This window comes from Parapedobacter deserti (assembly GCF_042646065.1).
In the GTDB taxonomy this organism is placed as follows: domain Bacteria; phylum Bacteroidota; class Bacteroidia; order Sphingobacteriales; family Sphingobacteriaceae; genus Parapedobacter; species Parapedobacter deserti.
In genome coordinates this window covers 582,667-602,611 of sequence record NZ_JBHRTA010000038.1, presented here as the reverse complement: position 1 = coordinate 602,611, position 19,945 = coordinate 582,667, and the positions used below count along the sequence as shown (strand labels likewise).

The following is a 19,945-nucleotide window of genomic DNA, read 5'->3' as shown; positions in this document are numbered from 1 at the left end:
ATGAGAGTGTCAATTGCCCATCCTACAGGCAACGCCAACGTCAGAAATGCGGTGGAAGGCTTATTGCAAGCGGGACTATTGGGTTCGTTCTACACAACTATTGCGCTATTCCCTGGGACACTTGCTTACGGTATTTCGGGTGTCGGCCCACTTAAGGAGTTTCGCAAGCGAACATACGCAGCGGCGCTAAAACCGTATACCCAGGCGTACCCGGCAAACGAACTCTGCAGGTTGCTTTCCGAAAAAGCGAAGCTGACCTCTTTTGTTAAACATGAAAACGGAAGGTTCTGCATCGACCGAATTTATCATGCGCTGGATAAAAAGGTAGCCAGAAATACAAAAGCGTTTGACGCCATATATGCTTATGAAGACGGAGCACTAGCAAGTTTTCAAGCGGCGAAACCGAATATCAGATGTTTATATGATTTACCAATAGGTTACTGGCGTGCCATGCATCAACTGTTGGCTGCCGAGCGGATAAACCGGCCCGAGTGGTCCGCGACGTTGACCGGACTAAAGGATTCAGATCGAAAACTCAGACGGAAAGACGCAGAATTGGCACTAGCGGACCATATTTTTGTCGCCAGCACTTTTACAAAAAGTAGCTTGGCCTTGTATCCGGGGAAGTTGCCGCCAATCGACGTAATTCCTTATGGTTTCCCTGAGATTGCAAACGGCAAACCTTACAGCATACTTTCAGGCCAGAAACTGAAACTGCTGTTTGTTGGTGGGCTGTCCCAACGAAAAGGAATAGCCAATGTGCTGGAAGCGGTGGACTATTTAAAGCCATACGTGGAATTGACGATCGTAGGAAGGAAAACCGCCGAAAAATGCGTTCCCTTGGAAGCCGGATTACAGCAGCATCGATGGATCCCGTCATTGCCCCATCGTGATGTAATCGCCTTAATGCGCGAACACGATGTCTTGGTCTTTCCATCCCTATTTGAAGGGTTTGGACTGGTGATTACCGAAGCGATGTCACAAGGCACGCCGGTCATTACCACCCATAGAACTGCGGGACCGGACCTGATAACGCATGATGACAACGGTTGGTTAGTTGACGCGGGAAGTACCCCGGCTTTGATAGCACAAATCGAGCGGTTGTTGTCAAATCCCATGATGATTAAAGCTAACGGGCTGGCTGCCTTGGAATCAGCGAGGAAACGGCCGTGGCCGGTATATGGCAGGGAGCTAGCTGAAAAAATAAAGGAAGTCACTGTAACTGGATAATACTATGGCATCGGTATTCTCTACAGCTTTTGAAGCCCCTGCGATAAGCATGCACGCAAAAAAGAGACACGAGCGGTTGGTTTTGCTGCTTAAACGGGGTATCTGGCTGTATTTTCTGTTACTGATTTTTGAAGGTGCACTTAGGAAGTGGTTTTTACCGTCATTGGCAAACCCTTTACTAATCGTACGCGACCCGATAGCATTGGCATTACTGATCATCGCCTATCATAAAGGCGTATTTCCTAAGAATGGGCTAATGATCGGTTTTATGCTGACCGCATTGATCTCCTTCTTTGTCACCCTTATTTTTGCGCATGGAAACATAGTAGTAGCCGTTTACGGGCTGAGGATTCTTGTCATACATGTGCCATTCATGTTCCTCATCGGAAAGGTGTTCCGCCGGCAGGACGTGGCTGAAATTGGGAAAGCGATGGTATGGATCGCCATACCGATGACCATTCTTATTGCTTTCCAGTTCTACAGTCCTCAGTCCGCCTGGGTAAATAGGGGGGTCGGCGGCGATGTGGAAGGGGCGGGATTCAGTGGAGCGTTAGGTTTTGCAAGACCGCCCGGTACATTTTCCTTTACAAACGGGACCACCTTATTTTACGGGATGCTTGCCCCCTTCATTATACAGTTCTGGCTGTATAAGGATAAAGCCGTCAGCCGCTGGGTCTTATTATTGGCAAGCATTGGATTGTTGGCCGCCATTCCGTTGTCCATCAGCCGGGCGTTGCTTTTTCAGGTAGGCGTATCGTTCATTTTCACCCTATTTGTCATAGCTAAACGTCCCCGTCTATTGAAATCGCTGGTTATCGCATTGGTGTCGTTCGCCATTCTAGTAGCTATACTTCAAAGTTTTGCATTTTTTCAAACAGCAACAGCAGCGTTTATGGCTCGTTTTGAAGCAGCCAATGAATCAGAAGGAGGTATGGAAGGCGTCTTAGTAGACCGGTTTTTAGGCGGTATGTATACGGCGGTATTCGGCGAACAGGATATTCCGTTTTGGGGCCATGGCTTAGGTATGGGAACAAACGTTGGAGCAATGCTATTGTCCGGCAAACTTACGTTCCTGATATCCGAGGGCGAATGGGGGCGGGTGATCGGCGAAATGGGCTTTTTCCTTGGCATGATGATAATTGTTTTGCGCATATTCACCGTGTCCAAATTGGGTATGCTGTCTTTCAACAGCCTGGCAACCGGCAATGGACTACCTTGGCTGTTGCTTAGTTTTTCGGCCTTAAACGTGCTACAAGGACAATGGGCACAACCCACCTCACTGGGTTTCGCCGTACTGTCAGGAGGATTAGTTATGGCATCACTGAAAACAAGATTACGCTAGCTCCATGAACATCGTATTTTTTACACATCCGCCTTTTATTCCTTCCCAAAGCATGCCCCGGTATGCAAATTGGCTGGTCGCTGGTATGAAAGCACGTGGTCATGAAGTTCAAGTTTGGCAACCCAAGCCGGTATGTCACCGCCTGCCCGTTCCCAAGCCACTCAAGAAATGGATGGGGTATATCGATCAATACGTACGCTTTCCCCTATGGGTAAAAAAGCAACTAAAGAAAGACCAGCCGAACACGTTGTTCGTCTTCACCGATCACGCGCTGGGTCCTTGGGTGCGGCATGCCGCGCACTGCCCCCACGTTATTCATTGCCACGATTTTTTGGCGCAGCGTAGCGCTTCAGGAGAAATTCCGGAAAATCCAACGGGTTTGACGGGAAAAATCTATCAAGCGTATATCAGGCAAGGCTACCGGAAAGGCAAAAACTTTATTTCTATTTCAAAGAAGACCAGAATGGATCTCCATCGGTTCCTTGCTTCCGAGCCGGATGTGTCCGAAGTGGTCTATAATGGATTGACCCGGAAATTTCGTCCAGCAACAGACCGTACCCCTGTCCGCGACGCGCTAGCAAATAAATTTAACCTTGATCTTTCATCAGGGTTCTTGTTGCACGTGGGTGGCAACCAATGGTATAAAAACCGGTCCGGCGTCATTGAAATCTACTCAGCTTGGCGAAGATTATATCACATACCGCTTCCATTGATTTTTATCGGGGCTCAACCGGATCGGCAACTTAACACCATGCATCGTCAATCCGCATACCAGCAAGACATCTTTTTTCTCACAGGGGTGAACGATTCGCATGTCCAAGATTTCTATGCGGCGGCTAGCGCTTTTTTGTTTCCTTCGCTGGCTGAGGGATTCGGTTGGCCAATCATCGAAGCCATGGCGTCCGGTTGTCCGGTAATGACCACCAACGAGGCCCCGATGAACGAGGTAGGCGGAGCTGCCGCCGTGTACATCGACAAAAAGCCCATGGAGGGTAACACAAAGAGGCAACAATGGGCGGACGCCGCTGCACATGCCCTGGCAGATCTTCTCCATATGCCAAATCGGATGGCTGTGGTTGACCGCGGCCTTCAAAATGTCAGACGCTTTGATGCCGATCAGGCATTGGACAGCATCGAGAACATTTACAAACGAATCTTAGAAAATGGAAATAGCCATGAAAATACTGCGCGTCATCAGTAGCATGAATCCCGTCCACGGTGGTCCAAGTCAGGGTATACGCAACAGCGTTCCGGTCCTGGAGCAATTAGGAGTGCACAATGAGGTGCTCAGCTTTGATTCGCCTGATGCGCCATACTTGGGTAGTGACCCGTTCATCGTCCATGCGATTGGTCCGGCAAAAGGACCCTACGCTTATTGCAGTGAGCTGAAGCGGTGGCTGCTTGCTCATTTACACCGCTTTGATGCCGTCATTATCCACGGTCTGTGGCTGTACAACAGTTATGGTACCTATCAGGCGATAAAAGCTTACAAAACACGCAACGGCACCGCGCCAAAACTGTTCATTATGCCTCACGGCATGCTTGATCCCTATTTTCAAAAATCTCCAGGCCGGCGGCTGAAAGCCATCCGGAATTGGCTTTTTTGGCGCCTTTTCGAACAGCACGCCGTAAATAATGCCGATGGTGTGTTGTTTACTTGCGAACAAGAGTTGCTGCTCGCCCGCGAGACGTTCGCTTTTTACAGCCCCAAACGAGAGCTAAACATCGGTTATGGGATACAAAACCCTCCCCCCTATTCCATCACACTGACCCATGACTTCCACGCGGTGTGTCCTGTTAAATTTGACCAGCCCTATTGGCTATTCCTGAGCAGGATTCATGAAAAAAAAGGGGTGGATATGTTGATAAAAGCCTATCAGAAGTTACTTCATGAGGCGGGTACACTTCCTGTTCTGGTCATCGCGGGCCCGGGACTGGATACGGCTTTCGGAAAACAAATGATAGCGCTTGCGCAATCAACTTCCCAGATCGTATTCGCGGGAATGTTGACCGGAGGTGCTAAATGGGGAGCGCTGTATGGATGCGAGGCGTTCATTTTGCCCAGCCATCAAGAGAATTTCGGCATCGCTATCGTGGAAGCCATGGCCTGCGCAAAGCCTGTAATCATAACCAATAAAGTGAACATCTGGCGTGAAATCATTCAAGGCGGAGGCGGCCTCGTTTCGGATGACACACAACAGGCCGTGTATGAAATGTTGAGACAGTGGCTCAGCTCAACAGGCCGCGATAAGGAAAATGCAGCCTTAGCCGCCAAGAACACTTTCGAAGCCAAATTCGATATCGGAAAAGCTGCAGGCAAACTGTTCAATACATTGAAATCAATTGATTATGGCATATAATACCGATACGCATACTGGACCTTCCTTCTCCTTGCAAAACCGCTTAACAAGGGCCGTTTGGGGGGCGGTCTATATTCTTTTCTTTCGCTACTCCCCGCGCCCGCTGCACGGATGGCGTTCGCTCCTGCTCCGGCTGTTTGGCGCCAAAATAGGGAAAGATGTGCACGTTTACCCTGCTGTCAAAGTCTGGGCCCCGTGGAATATTGAAATCGGCGACGAAAGCGGCGTAGCCAACGGTGCCAATCTTTACAGTCAAGGCAGGATTATTATCGGCAGGCGAGCAGTCATTTCACAAGGGGCATATCTATGCACGGGAACACACGATTACACCAAGAAAGGGTTTCCTTTGATCGCCAAACCGATAGTGATCGAAGACTATGCGTGGGTTGCCGCTGAAGCGTTTGTTCATCCGGGTGTGACCGTCGCAGAAGGATCAGTAGTCGGAGCACGGTCGGTAGTTACCAAAAATACGTTGCCTTGGACCGTGTGTTCGGGTTTTCCGTGCCGACCGTTGGCTCCACGGACATTGGAATAAAAAATTTGACTAAAAAGCGTCTATGAAATTAGATCTGACCATTGTTATTCCCGTTAAGAATGAGCAAAAAAACCTTCCTGGATGCCTTGAGGCAATCGGTGAGGATTTTGCGCAACAGGTAGTTATTGTCGATTCGGGCAGTACCGATCGAACCAAAGCCGTCGCTGAACGGTTCGGTGCTTCATTCATCGATTTTCAATGGAATGGACGGTTTCCCAAAAAACGCAATTGGTATCTGCGTTATCACACACCCACCACGGCATGGGTATTGTTTCTCGATGCGGATGAATATCTCACCCCTGAATTTAAACAAGAAACAGCGAGGAAACTTAAGGATACCACCAAAGTGGGCTTTTGGTTAAACTACACCATATATTTCATGGGGAAAAAACTAAAAGGGGGGTATCCGCTAAAAAAGCTGGCCTTGTTCCGGACCGGCGCTGGCGAATATGAGTATATAGACGAACAACAGTGGAGCCACCTTGATATGGAAATCCATGAGCATCCCATATTGACCGGCGATATCGGTACGATCAAAGAAAAGATCGACCACCGCGATTTCCGCGGCATTGCCCATTATATAAACAAGCACAATGCGTATTCGAGTTGGGAAGCCGCTCGCTACCTCCGGATGATGAAGTCGACAAGCAACTACCGTTTAACAGCAAAACAACGCATTAAATACCGGTTGATGCGTACGCCACTTATCGGACCGGCATTTTTTCTTGGTAGCTTTGTTTTGATGGGTGGCTTTCTGGACGGCGCACGCGGCTTCGCCTTCGCAATTCTCAAAATGGCATATTTTACCGAAATCTATTGTAAAATAAAAGAACAATCAGACTGATATCTACATGCGTATCCTCATCTTCGGCATAAATTACTCCCCAGAGCTTACGGGCATCGGCAAATATACTGGCGAAATGAGCCAGTGGCTTGCCGCCCAAGGGCATACTGTAGCGGTCGTCACAGCCAAACCCTATTACCCGGAGTGGAAGGTTCATGATGCTTACAAGGGGACCGGATGGATTACAGAACAAGTGGACGGCGTTACCGTGCACCGCGTACCGCTGTATGTCCCCAGGGAAGTGAGTGCCAAAAAACGTATCCTGCATGAATTCTCGTTTCTTGGCGGTATGTTCCCGAAGTGGCTTGGTCTGCTGCTGAAGAAAAAATACGACGTCGTCATCAATATCACCCCGCCGTTCCACCTTGGCTTTTTTGCTTCGTTCTACGCTAAACTCAAAGGGGCAAAACTGGTAACCCACGTTCAGGATCTGCAGGTGGACGCCGCTAAGGAACTCGGTATGATCGGCAACAAGAGGTTGCTCGACGTGCTTTTCAAGGCGGAAAGGTACCTCCTTCACCAAAGCCACCGAATTTCATCCATCAGCTTGGGAATGAAAAAGAAAATCCTTGCAAAAGGGGTGCCCGAGACGAAGTACATCATGTTTCCTAACTGGGTAGACGAAAAAACAATAAACCTACTGCCTAAATCGCGCTCGTTGAGAAGCGAGTGGGGCATACCGCTGGATGACAAAGTTGTGCTATACGCTGGCAATCTGGGCGAAAAACAAGGACTGGAAATCATCATTGATGCCGCAAAGCAATTCAGTGACCGGACAGACGTGCATTTCGTTATTTGTGGATCGGGTGGTGCCAGTGATCGCCTGAAAGCTTTGGCAGCCCAAGCCGGCTTACGGCAGGTACGGTTCTATCCGCTGCAACCTTATGAAAAGCTGTCTGCCTTGTTGGCCACCGCCGATGTGCATTTGGTCCTGCAAAAAAAATCAGCTTCCGACCTGGTGATGCCAAGCAAGCTTACGGGCATCCTGGCTGCGGGCGGATGCCCGGTAGTTTCCGCCATCCAAGGTACATCTTTGCACGAAGTCATAAGCGAACATGAATTGGGTATATTGATTGAACCGGAATCGGTAAATGCGCTGACAACCGGCCTGCAGCAGGCGCTTCATATGGATCTCACGCCATTCAGGGTGCGTGCAAGGCAATATGCGGAACGCTTTTTGAGCAAAGAACAATTGTTGAAGGAATTTGAACGGAACCTGATAACGTTGATCACCTATGAGAAACAAACTTAGTCTCATCTTCCTGCTCCTCACGGCATTCGCTCATGCGCAGCAGATCGATTCCCTGAAGATACAAGTCGGCACCATGGCTTCTTTTGCTTCCAAAGCATTCCAGCCGTTATGGATCGAATCCAACCGCTTTGGATTGCTTAGCGAAGAAGGAGCGGATCTGGCAACGTTTATCGGAGCACGCAACTCGCACGCGTTTCCTACCGGCAAGCGCGATATCCGCGTAGAATACGGTGCCAACATTGTCAATAATCAGCACTTCAACCGGGTGGTGATTCAGCAGGGATACCTCAAAGTCCGATATGGTGCGTTTGAACTACGCGGTGGCCGTTACCAAGAACGATTAGGCGATATAGATCCGCTGTTGTCAACCGGCTCCTTGGGCGTAAGCGGCAACGCGTTGCCTATTCCCAAGGTCGGCGTCGCGCTGCCGACATACACGCCTGTTCCCTTCACCAACGGATGGTTACAGATCAAGGGGCTGATGAGCCATGGCTGGATGGGAGAAGAACAGTCGATGAAACGGGCATGGTTGCATGAAAAGACCTTTTATGCCAAACTTGGCAACGGACCGTTTAAGGTTTACGGCGGCGTACAGCATTTTGCCATATGGGGCGGCGAACGGGGACGCTTCGTATTGGACCGATCTTGGAAGGGGTTTTTCGACGTATTATTTGTGAAAGAAGCGAACGATGGCAGCGTACCCGACGGTCGGCGGCCTAACCGGGCAGGCGCCCAACGCGGCCTTGTGGAATTTGGCGGCGACCTTGAATTCGACGATGTATTGTGGCATATGTACTTCCAGGTTCCATTTGAAAGTGGCATGGGCATTGATCTACGCAATATCGACCGGGTAGGCGGACTCAACGTCATGCTGAAAAATCACCGTTGGTTGGACCGGCTCATGTTTGAGTTTATTTACACCAAACAGATGGAAAGTTTTCAAGATCGGGAATTACAAAGCTATTACAACAACGGCGTCTATTCGACAGGCTGGGAATATCACTACCGAAGTGTGGGAACCCCGCTGTTTCTCAACCTGTATCGCGGCTCCAACTTCCTTCCATTCAATGCAGTAAATTGGCGGCATGACAATACAGGAAACATGGGCAACCGGAATTTTATTAACAACCGCATCGTCGGCGGCCATATCGGCATGCTGCACCGGTACGCACCGGGCATCGTCGGAAGAACGATGCTCACCTACACACGTAATTTCGGCACGCATAATAACGTGATCACCCGTTCACCCAGAAATCAGGCATACACATTGCATGAGGTGGCAGTGGATGTGAAGCGCATACCCGGCCTGCAGTTATCTGCAGGGATAGCCGTCGATGCTGGCGGGTTTTATGACAATGTAGGTGGACTGCTCGGGATCAAATACAACGTTTTTGGAGAATCGCCAAACATGATTAGAGCCGGATGGTAGACATGACCCAGTATCAATTTTCATTCAGGGACGACTACAGTGAAGGCTGCCATCCGGCGATCCTGAGGGCACTTCAGGAAACGACCTTGGTCCAGCAGATCGGTTACGGCAACGATGCCTATTCCATAGCGGCAAAAAACCTCATCGCCGCAATGATGCCAGGCAGCAATGCTGATATTCACTTCGTCTCCGGCGGCACACAGGCCAACTTGATTGTCATCTCAGCGGCGTTGCGGTCATTTGAGTCGGTCGTATCCGCACAGACCGGACATATCAACGGCCACGAGGCCGGAGCCGTTGAGGCTTCCGGCCACCGCGTGGAGGTGGTGCCTGTCTCGGACGGCAAGCTGGACGTTTCCCTGATTTCGCCCTTGCTGCGTCAGGTGGGCAACCCGAGCAGTACACAGCCGAAAATGCTTTATATCTCCAATACTACGGAACTGGGTACCGTCTATAATAAACACGAACTAGCCGCGTTGTCCGATTTCTGCCGCACCCACGGCTGGTATCTTTTTCTCGACGGCGCGCGGCTTCCCTCGGCACTCGCTGTCGACGGCAACGACCTCACACTTGCGGATATTGCTGAGCTGACCGATGTGTTTACTATTGGTGGCACGAAGAATGGCGGACTGCTCGGCGAGGCGGTTGTGATTACCCATCCCCGGTTAAAAGACGGATTTATCTATCACCTCAAGCAAAATGGCGCATTGCTTGCCAAAGGCCGAGTGTTGGGATTGCAATTCCGGGAACTATTCCAGGATGGCCTTATCGTTAAACTTGCCGCAGACGCCAATGAGCGGGCCATGGGGATAGCGCGGGCCATCGAAAAACTGGGTTATCCATTCGTTGTGCCACCCTGTTCCAACCAACTATTTCCGGTATTGCCCAACCGGGTAATTGCAAGGCTGGCGGCGAAATACCTGTTCCACACGTGGCAGCAGGTAGACGGACAGCATGCCGCAGTCCGTCTGGTGACCTCGTGGGCAACGCCTGTAGCTGCATGTACACAGTTTATTGCGGATCTGACGGACCTCACTGCCGCCGGTCAATGATCGTGACACTCTTCCGCGAATTTTCAGGAAACTTAATCCGGTTGATTTCCGGTATCGGTGCAAACACAATGCGCGGACTGACCCGCAGCTTGGCCCTGAACCGATCTTTAACTTTTAGCACCAGTTCTTCCGATTCCTGTTCAGCGCCTACCTTCACTGTGATTTCGTCCTCCCCAAACCCATCGGCAGAAATTTCAATCACGTAATTGACCACCTCCTCGAAATCGTCCAACAAGTCGAACATCGCCGGTGGATATAGCGTGGTGCCTTTATATTTCACCATTTGGTTTTTACGGCCGATAACCGGCCCAAGCCGCATGGTGGTGCGGCCGCACGCACACCGTTCATAATGCGGCTGCACGATATCTCCGGTCTTGAAACGCAGCAGGGGCATTCCCTCAACACCAAGGGTCGTGACGACCAGTTCACCGGGATGCCGCTCCCGAACCGGGTTATTGTCCTCATCCAAAAACTCGGTGATGATGAGCTCCGGATGATGATGCCCTCCCATTCCATGCTCGCATTCGGTAAAAGCGGTTGCCATTTCGGTGGAGGCATAGGTTGAAAACAGCTGGATGTCCCACTTGCGTTGGATCCGGGAGGCCAACGTATTGAGCGAAAAATCAGGATTACGCAAAGGCTCTCCGATGCATAGCGCCTTCCTCACACTGCAATGCTGATAATCGATTCCATTAGCCTCGGCAAATTCCACCATTTTAAGCAGAAAAGAGGGCACGCACACAATCGCATCCGGTTGCACGCGAGCGATGGTGTCCCATTGCAGTTCGGGCACACCCGACCCCACCCTGACCATCCCGATACCGGCCTTGCGCGCACCAAGGAAATAGGCCAACCCGGCCATAAAACGCCTATCGATGGTAGTGGTAAGCTGAACGGTGTTCCCCGGCGTCAAGCCGATGTATTGGTAAGACAATGCTTCATTGTAAGCCAGCCTATCCAGGTCGTTGTCGCTCAGCGTCAGCAGTACCGGATCACCGGAGGTGCCGGAAGTGGTCACATAATCGGCTACCTTATCGCCGCCTATACAGCGGAATTCCAGATTGCTTTGATGTAAATCGGCTTTAGTTGTCACCGGAATTTGTTCCAGATCCTCCAGAAACCGGATAGACCCCGGATTAATCGCATGTCTCTTGAACAGGCTTCGGTAATAGCTTGATCGTGCCTGAAGATAATGCAAAAGCTGCTGCAGTTTTTCCTCCTGGAACCGCTTGATAGTGGCCTGATCTGCCTGCTCGATGGTCGGTGTTGCTTTCATTGCTTATCTTGTCATTTTAGACTTAAGTCGGTACCATGTATCCTGCGCTGCGACTGCGCACTGCCTAAAGCTTCCGTTCAACTTTTTTAATGCGTTTTTGAATCATTTGCCGATCCGGCAGGGTGGTCACCTCGTTATCTGCCGCCATCCGGTAATAACGAAGCGCTTCGGAGTATTGCCCTTGCCGCAGGTAATATTCACCAAGCAGATAGCCGGTTTTCCAGAATGCCGGATTTAGCTGCTCGAAAGACCGCAACACTTCGGTATCCAGCGGCGTGCCTGCGGCGACGGCTTTTTCCAGCACGCGCTTCTGACGCCGGTAAGCCTCGTAGTCACTGAACGCCGCTGAGTAGCGGAAGGTATCCGCTGGAATGCGGAGCCGGGTTTCGTCCACCACCCCATCCGCAGAAAGCGTATCCATCCGCGAAAAAACAGTATTCAGATCGTATGCGACAAAAGCGCCCAGCTGATACGGAGCAGTAGACACCCAAAGCAACCGGTCTTCCGGCTGAAAGATCACTGCGTGATGGGCCAGCAGCTGATTTATGGCTTTTTCATTGCCATAGCCCAGCTGTTTTCCGCCGATTCCCTCCCGGTTACGGAGTATCTGCGCCGCAGACGAAGGGTTGAGCCTCGGTGTGGAGTCCAGCAATTCCTGCATACGGTCAAATCGGTATTGCGAGTGGCTTTCGGCAACCTGCCGCAGGTTCTTTTTGTCCGATCGATAGGGCTCGCTTTGGAAATGGTTGGCGCAGACCAACGCGTTGCTGCTGTTTTTCACTTCGTAAACTCCAAATTTCTTTGGCGACACCTCAATCAGCACTGCCTTACTGTCAATAGCGCTCCCAACCATGATCGCCTCCGATACGAAAACCTCCCGCCGCTCAGCCAAGCGAATCGCCTCATCAATTGTAGCAGCATACTGGAGGATTTCCCGCGTGAGCAGGGCTACCGGTGTCTTGGCTTGATAAGGCATGTTCGATTTCCCCGCATTGATCGTGACGGTAAGCCCTTTCTCATTCATTCCAGAGACCGCCCCTACCATACCCGCCCAGGTGACCATAGCATGCTTATACCCTTCGTCCGGATTGATGAACGCGACAATCTTTTCCCGGGCAAACGCATCGCCGGCATAAAAATCAAAGTTGCGGCCGATCAACAGCTTGCCATCGGCCGTATGACTACCCCATGCCGCAAACGATGTGCAGCCCACCAGTGCCAAATCCTGCAACGCATGCCCGATGTCATGGGCTCCATGGTAATAAAGCAACCGGGGATAAGGGGGCGCAACGAAGTTGAATGTAGCTGACGCTGCCTGCGACAGGCCATATATTTCGGCTTGATACTCAGTGGGCACATGGTCCGCCAACCGCCGGTTGAAAAAATTCAGAAACCCGCGCAACAGCCACTGGCGGAAAGGTGAAGGCACAAATTCCCTGATTTGGGAGACAAACGCGCTTTCCTGCTTAAAAAGCAGCTCTTTGGTCAGCAAGCCATTGGTCAGCCCCCGCTGCAACGCATCACCCTCCACATAGAGCTCCCATAACCCTAGGTCATTTTTGCGAAGTTTACCATATGGCATCACATAGTAATCAGCAGATGGCTCGTCCCGTTCGCCTACCTGGTCGTTATACGGTGCTACGGAAGGATGGTGCTTTACCCCCGCGCACGAAGTCACCGATAGCGCTACGGACCAGCCGATAAAGCGCAAGCAAAATCGGTATGGAAATGATGTGGCCATGCTTGGCTTAACAACTGTCTTCAGGCAATAAATGCGTCACTGCCCTCACAGCACGGTCATGCTTTTTTACGAAGGGATTTTCCTTATCCCATACATACCCGGCCAATACCGAACAAACCTTGCGTTTTACGTCTTCGTTGACCTTTTTATGAAAGAAAAATTTCTGAAGATCCCCCGAATACCAGTCTCGTATATAAGACCGGAATACATCCACGCCCCACAGCATATGTTCTTCGTACTCGTGTTCCCAATCCACCTTCAAGCCGTTCAGCTGCTTAACGGCCAATTTAGCAGCCAAAGCACCGGACTCGGTGGCAAAACAAACCCCAGACGAAAATACAGGATCCAAGAACTCGGCGCTGTTGCCGGTAAGTGCAAAGCCGTCGCCATACAGTTTTTTGACCGCCTTGGCGTAAGAGACAACCTGCTTGGGTTCAAACAGAAATTCCAAGCCATCAAATCGCTGGCGGTAGTAGTCTGACTGCTGGATGATATGCTGAAAAGTCGCCGCAGGACTACCCTGATCAATCATCTCAAGGTGTTCCTTGGGGCAAACCAAACCCAGGGAGGACCGGCCATCGGAAAACGGGATGACCCAAAACCATACCTTTTGGTCAAGCACGTCAAAAGTAATCAGCGTTCCCTCGCCACCCTGGGGACGCCGCTTATCGGTTACGTGAACGAACGTGGCCGCCATCGGTGGAAATGAAGAAGGCGCATCGAGGTTCAGCAACCTCGGCAGTACACGGCCGTAACCGCTGCAATCGATCACAAAGCGGGCATGTATTTCCCGGCGGTTGCCCCGATCGTCATGCACGGTAGTCAATGAATCCGTACCATTGAATACCACCTGCTCAACCGTGGTGCCAAACGCGATATCGACGCCTCTACGCTGCAAAATATCGGTCAGTGTTTTATCAAACTCAGCCCTGGGTAGCTGCCAGGTCCAGTCCCAACCCTCGGAGAATTTCTGGCTGAAATCAAACCAGCACACGTCATCCCCACGAAGAAAACGTGCTCCGAATTTCTTTTCAAACCCTTTGGCCGCTACCTCTTCGACAAAGCCCGCCTCGTCAAAATGGTCCATGCAACGCGGAATCAGGCTTTCTCCGATGACGAAACGCGGAAAATGCGCTTGTTCCACCACCTTGAGTTTAACCCCGTTTTGGTGCAGGATGGAAGCGGCTACAGCCCCTGACGGTCCCGCTCCGATCACTAAGACATCGACATGCTCTAAAATCATTATTATTTAATGGGATATGGACGGGCCAAACTTAGATAAACTTGCCTATAAAAACAAGCCTATTCTGCCCACCGCTTGAAGCGACCAAAAAATCCCTTGCCACCCAGATTTCCCGCTTCATGTGCCGTTCAAGATCCTTTTCTGGTGCCTTTTCAGCCCGGAAAAAGCGAGAAAACCGTCGATTCCGACAAAGCCGCCAAGTCCGACAGCACTTCTTGCCATCCCACCGAACTTTGTTCTTGTCAACGGGTAAGGTACCGCCCGTCGGCGCGGAGTAATTTTCGTTTTTTAACTTTTAATTTTTTTAACAATGGTTAGGTATAATGTTGTGGAAATCGGCAAGCCGGGGGATCCGACAGCGCCGAGGAAATTTTATCCCCGTCCGGTGCATACCGGAGAGATCACCCTGGAGGATCTGGCCGACGACATCGCACACACCTCGTCGCTCACTGCGTCAGACGTGTATGCAGTGCTGCAGATCCTGGTGCGCGAAGCCCCCCGCAACATATCGCGCGGCTACTTCGTCCGCCTCGGCAACCTGGGTTCGTTCAGGCTGGGCAGTAACAGCACTGGCAGCGACACCGAAGAAGAAGTATCGACCGCGAACTTCCTGCGGGCCCGGCTGCTCTTCCATCCCGGCAGGCACGTGTGGGCCGCCACGAACAATTTAACTTTAGAGAAAATCCGGTAACCACAGGATGATCGACAGTTATCGAGCCGCCCCGGCATATGCCGGGGCGGCTTCTTTTGTTAAAAAAAGGCCAAAAACGACCGCGGTCATTCTAAAAAGGCTTCGGTGACTTCGGAAATATACTATGGCGAGTTTTCAAGACAAATTTTCCAGGAATCTTATTGTCTTACAATGAAATTAATTTTCCTTGCATCTGCACAGATATCCGAAAGGCACGCATTGCTACGAACTTCCTTTTCAGTTGTATATCAGCACCAATTTACCTAAGTTTGCAACCGCTTTGATCTCGTGTGACTAAATGACAAAACTGACTAATCCGATCACGCTCGCTGACTTTTATACTGTGCTCTTCGAGGGCCGAAAGATCGATCTGCCCGATAGCGTATCGGAAAGGATAAGCCAAAGCCACAACTTTCTCAAACATTTCGCCAAAGATAAAGTGATCTACGGCGTAAATACCGGTTTTGGCCCGATGGCCCAATACCGAATCGATGAAGCCGATCAGGTCCAGCTGCAATACAATCTCATCCGCAGCCATGCCACGGGTATGGGCGATGTCCTGGATCCGGTCTACGCAAAATCGGCATTGCTGGCCCGCTTGCATACGTTGTCACTGGGCTATTCGGGGATACACCCTAATGCCGTGGAGTTGATGGTGGCTATGTTGAACCGCGATATTTTGCCGATCATCCATCAACATGGAGGGGTAGGTGCCAGCGGCGATCTGGTACAGCTGGCCCATCTGGCATTGAACATGATCGGTGAGGGCAACGTCATCTATCGGGGCAAGCAAATGCCCGCCGCCGAAGCGCTTGCCAAAGAGGGGCTGCAGCCGCTGCAGGTACACATACGCGAGGGCCTGGCACTCATCAACGGCACATCGGTCATGACGGGTATCGGCATTGTCAATGCCATCTATGGCCAACGCCTGCTGAATTGGTCGATCGGATGCTCAGCATTAATGAATGAGCTGGTGAGGGCTTATGACGATCACCTTTCCGAAATCCTCAACGGCGCCAAACAACACGCCGGGCAACGGCAGGTGGCGGCGCATATGCGGGAGATTATTGCCGACAGCAAGCTGATCCGCAAACGGCACGAACACCTGTACAGCCGGAAGGTAGAAGAAAGCATATTCAAAGACAAGCTGCAAGAATACTACTCCATCCGTTGTGTCCCCCAGATACTGGGGCCGATATGGGATGCGCTTCAACACTGCGCTGCCACACTGATTGAGGAAGTCAATTCCGCAAATGACAATCCGATTATAGACGTAGCTTCGGAAAACGTATACCATGGGGGCAATTTCCACGGCGACTACATTGCGTTCGAAATGGATAAGCTGCGTATTGCCATCGCCAAGCTGACCATGCTGATTGAACGGCAGCTGAATTATTTGCTCAACTCATCGCTGAACGAAATACTGCCTTCTTTCGTCAACCTGGGCAAACTTGGACTTAATTTCGGCATGCAGGGTGCACAGTTTACCGCTACCTCCACCACGGCGGAAAACCAGACGCTGGCCACACCGATCTATACCCACAGTATTCCCAATAACAAAGACAACCAAGACATTGTAAGCATGGGTGCCAACGCGGCCTGGCTTACCAAGAAAGTCATCGACAATGCGTATGAAGTCCTGGCCATCCAACTGCTCACCCTCGTACAGGCGATAGACGCGTTGGATTGCGCAGCTGATCTTTCTTCAAGAAGTAAAATGGTCTATCGAGAGATACGGTCAATTGTTCCTATCTTTGAACAGGATATCGTGTTATCGCCTTATCTAATAGCGATCAAGGACCATGTAAAAAATGTGGAACCATTTGAACGAACGAACTGATGGAGGCAAAGAAGTATGCATTGGTGACCGGAGGATCTCGTGGCATTGGACGCGCGATATGCATTAAGTTAGCTGCCGAACTCAACTATCCGGTCCTCATCAACTACCAGTCAAACGCCGATGCTGCCGAGGAGACCAAAGCTTTAATCGTAGCCCAGGGAGGGGAAGCCGAATTGATACCGTTTGATGTAAGCAACCGGACCGAAACCTACGCCCAACTGACACTGTGGAAGGAACAGCATCCCGGCGCGGTCATAGAGGTGATCGTCAATAACGCCGGGGTCACACGCGACGGCCTGTTTATGTGGATGGAAGCCGACGACTGGGGCAACGTACTCCATACCAGCCTTAACGGCTTTTACCACGTCACCAAGTTTTTGATCGAGGACCTGATCCGCCAACGCTACGGGCGAATCATCAACGTAGCATCGGTGTCTGGCATGAAGGGAACAGCCGGACAGACCAACTACTCGGCAGCTAAAGCGGGCCTGATCGGTGCTACGAAAGCGCTCGCCCAGGAAGTGGCCAAGCGAAAGGTGACGGTCAACGCCGTAGCTCCCGGTTTCATCGAGACCGATATGACCAGCGCATTGGACGAAAAAGAACTGAGCAAAATCATACCTGTAAACCGTTTTGGGAAAGCCGAAGAAGTAGCTGACCTGGTGTGTTTTCTGGCATCAAAAAAAGCAGCTTATATTACAGGGGAGGTTATCAACATCAACGGAGGGATTTATTCGTAATGCAACGCAGGGTAGTCGTTACCGGAATGGGAATTTATTCGTCGTTGGGACAAAATCTCGATGAAGTACGGGATTCCCTGTATCAGGGCCGTTCGGGCATCGTGTATTCAGAAGAGCGCAAGGCATTCGGCTATCGCTCGGCGCTGACAGGATTCGTAGCCAAGCCCGACCTCACGAAACTGCTCTCACGCAGGCAGCGCATCAGTATGGGGGAGGAAAGCGAGTATGCTTACATCGCCACAAGCGAAGCTCTCCGGAACGCCAACATCGACGATGCGTTCTTCGACGAGCATATCGTCGGGCTCATCTATGGCAATGACAGCGTATCACAGGCGGTGATGGAATCCATTGATATTGTCAGGCAGAAAAAAGATACGATGCTGGTGGGATCTGGCGCTATCTTCAAGTCGATGAATTCATCCGTGACGATGAACCTGTCTACCATCCACCGCATCCGCGGCATCAACATGACCATCAGCGCCGCCTGCGCGAGCGGCTCGCACGCCATCGGTTTGGCTTACCTGTTTATCAAGCAGGGGTTGCAAGACTGTGTCATTTGCGGTGGCTCACAGGAAACCAATAAATATGCCATGGCCAGCTTCGATGGGTTGGGTGTATTTTCCGACCGTGAGGGTGAGCCCACAAAAGCCTCCCGTCCATTTGATAAAAGCCGGAATGGTCTCGTGCCCGGAGGGGGCGCGGCCACGATCATCCTCGAAGAATACGAATCCGCTGTACGGAGGTGTGCCCCCATCCTTGCTGAAGTGTTGAGCTATGGCTTCTCTTCCAATGGCGACCACATCTCCACGCCAAACGTAGAAGGCCCGGTACGGGCCATGGAGATGGCGTTGCAGCAGGCCGGTCTTTCACCCGATGACATTGAATACATCAACGCCCATGCGACATCAACCCCCATGGGTGATGCCAACGAAGCCCGTGCATTATCCCGGCTGTTCGGATCAGGCCCATATGTCAGTTCTACGAAATCGATGACAGGACATGAATGCTGGATGGCGGGAACTAGTGAGGTCGTTTATTCGCTCATCATGGCCCAGCATGGCTTCGTCGCGCCCAATATAAACCTCGAAGAAATCGACGAATCCGCTAAGGGGCTGAGTTTGGTAAAAAATACCATAAACCAAAATTTTAATGTATTTTTGTCCAATTCTTTTGGATTCGGCGGAACAAACTCCGCATTAATTGTAAGGAAACTGTAACAGCGCAGCATTAGCCATGAGTAGGGACGAGATCATCGATATTACCAATACGTTTTTAATCGAAGAGTTTGAAGTGGAGTATGAGGTCATTCAGCCAGATGCTGATTTGAAAACATCGCTCGATTTGGATAGCTTAGACTATGTAGATCTCGTGGTCCTCATTGAATCGAATTTCGGCATCAAGCTGGAAAGTAAAGACTTCACCGACATCCGCACGTTCAACGACCTGTACGATCTAATTGGCGGTAAGCTGCATGCCATCGCCTAATCGCATCCCATGGCTGAATGGAAAGGAAAATCAAAAGGAACCGTTTCCGGCTATAGAATATTTATTTTCCTGATCAAGCATGTAGGGATAAACGTTGCTTATCTCCTGCTGGCTTTTGTCGCCGCCTATTATTTCTTCTGTTCCCCCCGCCAAACAAAAGCCATATACCGCTATTTCCACGACCATCGCAAAAACAGCGTATTCCGCAGCCTGATCAATACCTATCGGAACTACTTTGTGTTCGGCCAGACGATCATCGACAAAGTGGCGATCACTGCTGGCCTGGCAGATAAGTACACCTATGAATTTGACGGCATTGAGCACATCCGGCAGTTGGCCAAGGATAACAGTGCAGGTGTACTCATAAGCGCCCATGTGGGGAATTTCGAGGTATCACAGTACTTTATGGGTGAATTTGATAAACAAATCCACCTGGTGACCACAGACGAAGAACAGCGGGCCATCAAATCATACCTTGCAAACATCATGGCCAAACCCAAGACCGGCTTCATCGTGGTCAAAAACGACCTGTCTCACATTTTCGAAATCAATCAGGTAATCGATAAAAAGGGAATCATTTGCTTCACAGGCGACCGATTTGTGGATGGTAGCAAAACCCTGACGGCGGATTTTTTCGGACAACCGGCACGCTTTCCGGCAGGGCCGTTCCTTATCAGCTCAAGGCTGAATACACCTGTAATCTTTGTGTATGTCATGCGTGAGCGGAATAAACATTACCACCTATACGCGCGGACGGCTACATTCAACAAACGTGATGCGCAATCGCTGCTTCACGCCTTCACACAAAGCATCGAACAAATTCTGGTCAAATATCCTTTGCAATGGTTTAATTATTACGATTTTTGGAAAGCCTAACGATATTAG

The 19,945-nt window shown here is 50.7% G+C and carries 18 protein-coding genes; 15 read left to right on the top strand and 3 right to left on the bottom strand.

All coding sequences use genetic code 11. The features are described 5' to 3' along the window. From ACFOET_RS15125 to ACFOET_RS15085, 9 genes are read left to right on the top strand one after another with little or no spacing between them, the layout of a single operon-like run. Nucleotides 1-1,230 (top strand): glycosyltransferase family 4 protein, encoded by a 1,230-nt coding sequence (locus tag ACFOET_RS15125; protein WP_379024137.1) that lies wholly within the window; start codon nucleotides 1-3, stop codon nucleotides 1,228-1,230. A 4-nt stretch (nucleotides 1,231-1,234) separates the two neighbouring features. After that, nucleotides 1,235-2,572 carry a hypothetical protein gene (locus ACFOET_RS15120; protein ID WP_379024135.1) on the top strand — a complete coding sequence of 446 codons (1,338 nt, stop codon included), beginning with the start codon at nucleotides 1,235-1,237 and terminating at the stop codon, nucleotides 2,570-2,572. Between the two features lie 4 nt (nucleotides 2,573-2,576). Next, nucleotides 2,577-3,773: a glycosyltransferase gene (locus ACFOET_RS15115; protein WP_379024133.1), complete on the top strand. Its 1,197-nt coding sequence runs from the start codon at nucleotides 2,577-2,579 to the stop codon at nucleotides 3,771-3,773. Next, the gene (locus tag ACFOET_RS15110; protein WP_379024131.1) at nucleotides 3,748-4,932 is read left to right on the top strand and encodes a glycosyltransferase; all 1,185 of its coding nucleotides are present in this window, start codon (nucleotides 3,748-3,750) and stop codon (nucleotides 4,930-4,932) included. The genes ACFOET_RS15115 and ACFOET_RS15110 overlap by 26 nt, the downstream gene beginning before the upstream one ends. After that, complete coding sequence (locus ACFOET_RS15105; RefSeq protein WP_379024129.1) at nucleotides 4,922-5,467, top strand: WcaF family extracellular polysaccharide biosynthesis acetyltransferase; 546 nt, start codon at nucleotides 4,922-4,924, stop codon at nucleotides 5,465-5,467. The genes ACFOET_RS15110 and ACFOET_RS15105 overlap by 11 nt, the downstream gene beginning before the upstream one ends. Nucleotides 5,468-5,489: 22 nt before the next feature. Further along, a complete protein-coding gene (locus ACFOET_RS15100; protein ID WP_379024127.1) occupies nucleotides 5,490-6,311 on the top strand; it encodes a glycosyltransferase family 2 protein in 822 nt (273 codons plus the stop codon). Nucleotides 6,312-6,318: 7 nt separating this feature from the next. Further along, the gene (locus ACFOET_RS15095; RefSeq protein WP_379024125.1) at nucleotides 6,319-7,563 is read left to right on the top strand and encodes a WcaI family glycosyltransferase; all 1,245 of its coding nucleotides are present in this window, start codon (nucleotides 6,319-6,321) and stop codon (nucleotides 7,561-7,563) included. Then, on the top strand, nucleotides 7,547-8,992 hold the full coding sequence (locus ACFOET_RS15090) for a capsule assembly Wzi family protein (protein WP_379024123.1): 1,446 nt from the start codon (nucleotides 7,547-7,549) through the stop codon (nucleotides 8,990-8,992). Before ACFOET_RS15095 ends, ACFOET_RS15090 begins: the two co-directional genes overlap by 17 nt. Nucleotides 8,993-8,994: 2 nt before the next feature. Then, nucleotides 8,995-10,044 carry a threonine aldolase family protein gene (locus ACFOET_RS15085; protein ID WP_379024121.1) on the top strand — a complete coding sequence of 350 codons (1,050 nt, stop codon included), beginning with the start codon at nucleotides 8,995-8,997 and terminating at the stop codon, nucleotides 10,042-10,044. On the opposite strand, the gene ACFOET_RS15080 is transcribed toward ACFOET_RS15085, so the two are convergent. From ACFOET_RS15080 to ACFOET_RS15070, 3 genes are all read right to left on the bottom strand, one after another. Continuing rightward, nucleotides 10,025-11,320, bottom strand: a complete 1,296-nt coding sequence (locus tag ACFOET_RS15080; RefSeq protein WP_379024119.1) for a phenylacetate--CoA ligase family protein — start codon at nucleotides 11,318-11,320, stop codon at nucleotides 10,025-10,027. The two genes, ACFOET_RS15085 and ACFOET_RS15080, sit on opposite strands and share 20 nt — an antisense overlap. Before the next feature lie 64 nt (nucleotides 11,321-11,384). Next, the gene (locus tag ACFOET_RS15075; protein WP_379024117.1) at nucleotides 11,385-13,061 is read right to left on the bottom strand and encodes a C45 family autoproteolytic acyltransferase/hydolase; all 1,677 of its coding nucleotides are present in this window, start codon (nucleotides 13,059-13,061) and stop codon (nucleotides 11,385-11,387) included. Between the two features lie 7 nt (nucleotides 13,062-13,068). Continuing rightward, nucleotides 13,069-14,304: an NAD(P)/FAD-dependent oxidoreductase gene (locus tag ACFOET_RS15070; protein WP_379024115.1), complete on the bottom strand. Its 1,236-nt coding sequence runs from the start codon at nucleotides 14,302-14,304 to the stop codon at nucleotides 13,069-13,071. 310 nt (nucleotides 14,305-14,614) lie between these two features. On the opposite strand from ACFOET_RS15070, the gene ACFOET_RS15065 reads away from it, so the two are divergent. From ACFOET_RS15065 to ACFOET_RS15040, 6 genes are all read left to right on the top strand, one after another. Further along, on the top strand, nucleotides 14,615-14,995 hold the full coding sequence (locus ACFOET_RS15065) for an HU family DNA-binding protein (protein ID WP_379024113.1): 381 nt from the start codon (nucleotides 14,615-14,617) through the stop codon (nucleotides 14,993-14,995). Between the two features lie 298 nt (nucleotides 14,996-15,293). Next, nucleotides 15,294-16,835 (top strand): HAL/PAL/TAL family ammonia-lyase, encoded by a 1,542-nt coding sequence (locus tag ACFOET_RS15060; RefSeq protein ID WP_379024111.1) that lies wholly within the window; start codon nucleotides 15,294-15,296, stop codon nucleotides 16,833-16,835. After that, nucleotides 16,835-17,575 carry a 3-oxoacyl-ACP reductase FabG gene (gene fabG / locus ACFOET_RS15055; protein WP_379024109.1) on the top strand — a complete coding sequence of 247 codons (741 nt, stop codon included), beginning with the start codon at nucleotides 16,835-16,837 and terminating at the stop codon, nucleotides 17,573-17,575. The genes ACFOET_RS15060 and fabG overlap by 1 nt, the downstream gene beginning before the upstream one ends. Next, nucleotides 17,575-18,792: a beta-ketoacyl-[acyl-carrier-protein] synthase family protein gene (locus ACFOET_RS15050; RefSeq protein ID WP_379024107.1), complete on the top strand. Its 1,218-nt coding sequence runs from the start codon at nucleotides 17,575-17,577 to the stop codon at nucleotides 18,790-18,792. The genes fabG and ACFOET_RS15050 overlap by 1 nt, the downstream gene beginning before the upstream one ends. Before the next feature lie 16 nt (nucleotides 18,793-18,808). Further along, on the top strand, nucleotides 18,809-19,060 hold the full coding sequence (locus tag ACFOET_RS15045; RefSeq protein ID WP_379024105.1) for a phosphopantetheine-binding protein: 252 nt from the start codon (nucleotides 18,809-18,811) through the stop codon (nucleotides 19,058-19,060). Nucleotides 19,061-19,069: 9 nt separating this feature from the next. After that, complete coding sequence (locus ACFOET_RS15040) at nucleotides 19,070-19,936, top strand: LpxL/LpxP family acyltransferase (protein ID WP_379024104.1); 867 nt, start codon at nucleotides 19,070-19,072, stop codon at nucleotides 19,934-19,936. Nucleotides 19,937-19,945: the final 9 nt, after the last annotated feature.

What these genes read in the sequence shown, in the direction of transcription:
- fabG (WP_379024109.1), top strand. Translation starts at nt 16,835, where the DNA reads ATGGAGGCAAAGAAGTATGCATTGGTGACCGGAGGATCTCGTGGCATT.
- ACFOET_RS15080 (WP_379024119.1), bottom strand. Translation starts at nt 11,320, where the DNA reads ATGAAAGCAACACCGACCATCGAGCAGGCAGATCAGGCCACTATCAAG.
- ACFOET_RS15090 (WP_379024123.1), top strand. Translation starts at nt 7,547, where the DNA reads ATGAGAAACAAACTTAGTCTCATCTTCCTGCTCCTCACGGCATTCGCT.
- ACFOET_RS15065 (WP_379024113.1), top strand. Translation starts at nt 14,615, where the DNA reads ATGGTTAGGTATAATGTTGTGGAAATCGGCAAGCCGGGGGATCCGACA.
- ACFOET_RS15050 (WP_379024107.1), top strand. Translation starts at nt 17,575, where the DNA reads ATGCAACGCAGGGTAGTCGTTACCGGAATGGGAATTTATTCGTCGTTG.
- ACFOET_RS15105 (WP_379024129.1), top strand. Translation starts at nt 4,922, where the DNA reads ATGGCATATAATACCGATACGCATACTGGACCTTCCTTCTCCTTGCAA.
- ACFOET_RS15100 (WP_379024127.1), top strand. Translation starts at nt 5,490, where the DNA reads ATGAAATTAGATCTGACCATTGTTATTCCCGTTAAGAATGAGCAAAAA.
- ACFOET_RS15075 (WP_379024117.1), bottom strand. Translation starts at nt 13,061, where the DNA reads ATGGCCACATCATTTCCATACCGATTTTGCTTGCGCTTTATCGGCTGG.
- ACFOET_RS15110 (WP_379024131.1), top strand. Translation starts at nt 3,748, where the DNA reads ATGAAAATACTGCGCGTCATCAGTAGCATGAATCCCGTCCACGGTGGT.
- ACFOET_RS15095 (WP_379024125.1), top strand. Translation starts at nt 6,319, where the DNA reads ATGCGTATCCTCATCTTCGGCATAAATTACTCCCCAGAGCTTACGGGC.
- ACFOET_RS15085 (WP_379024121.1), top strand. Translation starts at nt 8,995, where the DNA reads ATGACCCAGTATCAATTTTCATTCAGGGACGACTACAGTGAAGGCTGC.
- ACFOET_RS15125 (WP_379024137.1), top strand. Translation starts at nt 1, where the DNA reads ATGAGAGTGTCAATTGCCCATCCTACAGGCAACGCCAACGTCAGAAAT.
- ACFOET_RS15115 (WP_379024133.1), top strand. Translation starts at nt 2,577, where the DNA reads ATGAACATCGTATTTTTTACACATCCGCCTTTTATTCCTTCCCAAAGC.
- ACFOET_RS15045 (WP_379024105.1), top strand. Translation starts at nt 18,809, where the DNA reads ATGAGTAGGGACGAGATCATCGATATTACCAATACGTTTTTAATCGAA.
- ACFOET_RS15040 (WP_379024104.1), top strand. Translation starts at nt 19,070, where the DNA reads ATGGCTGAATGGAAAGGAAAATCAAAAGGAACCGTTTCCGGCTATAGA.
- ACFOET_RS15120 (WP_379024135.1), top strand. Translation starts at nt 1,235, where the DNA reads ATGGCATCGGTATTCTCTACAGCTTTTGAAGCCCCTGCGATAAGCATG.
- ACFOET_RS15070 (WP_379024115.1), bottom strand. Translation starts at nt 14,304, where the DNA reads ATGATTTTAGAGCATGTCGATGTCTTAGTGATCGGAGCGGGACCGTCA.
- ACFOET_RS15060 (WP_379024111.1), top strand. Translation starts at nt 15,294, where the DNA reads ATGACAAAACTGACTAATCCGATCACGCTCGCTGACTTTTATACTGTG.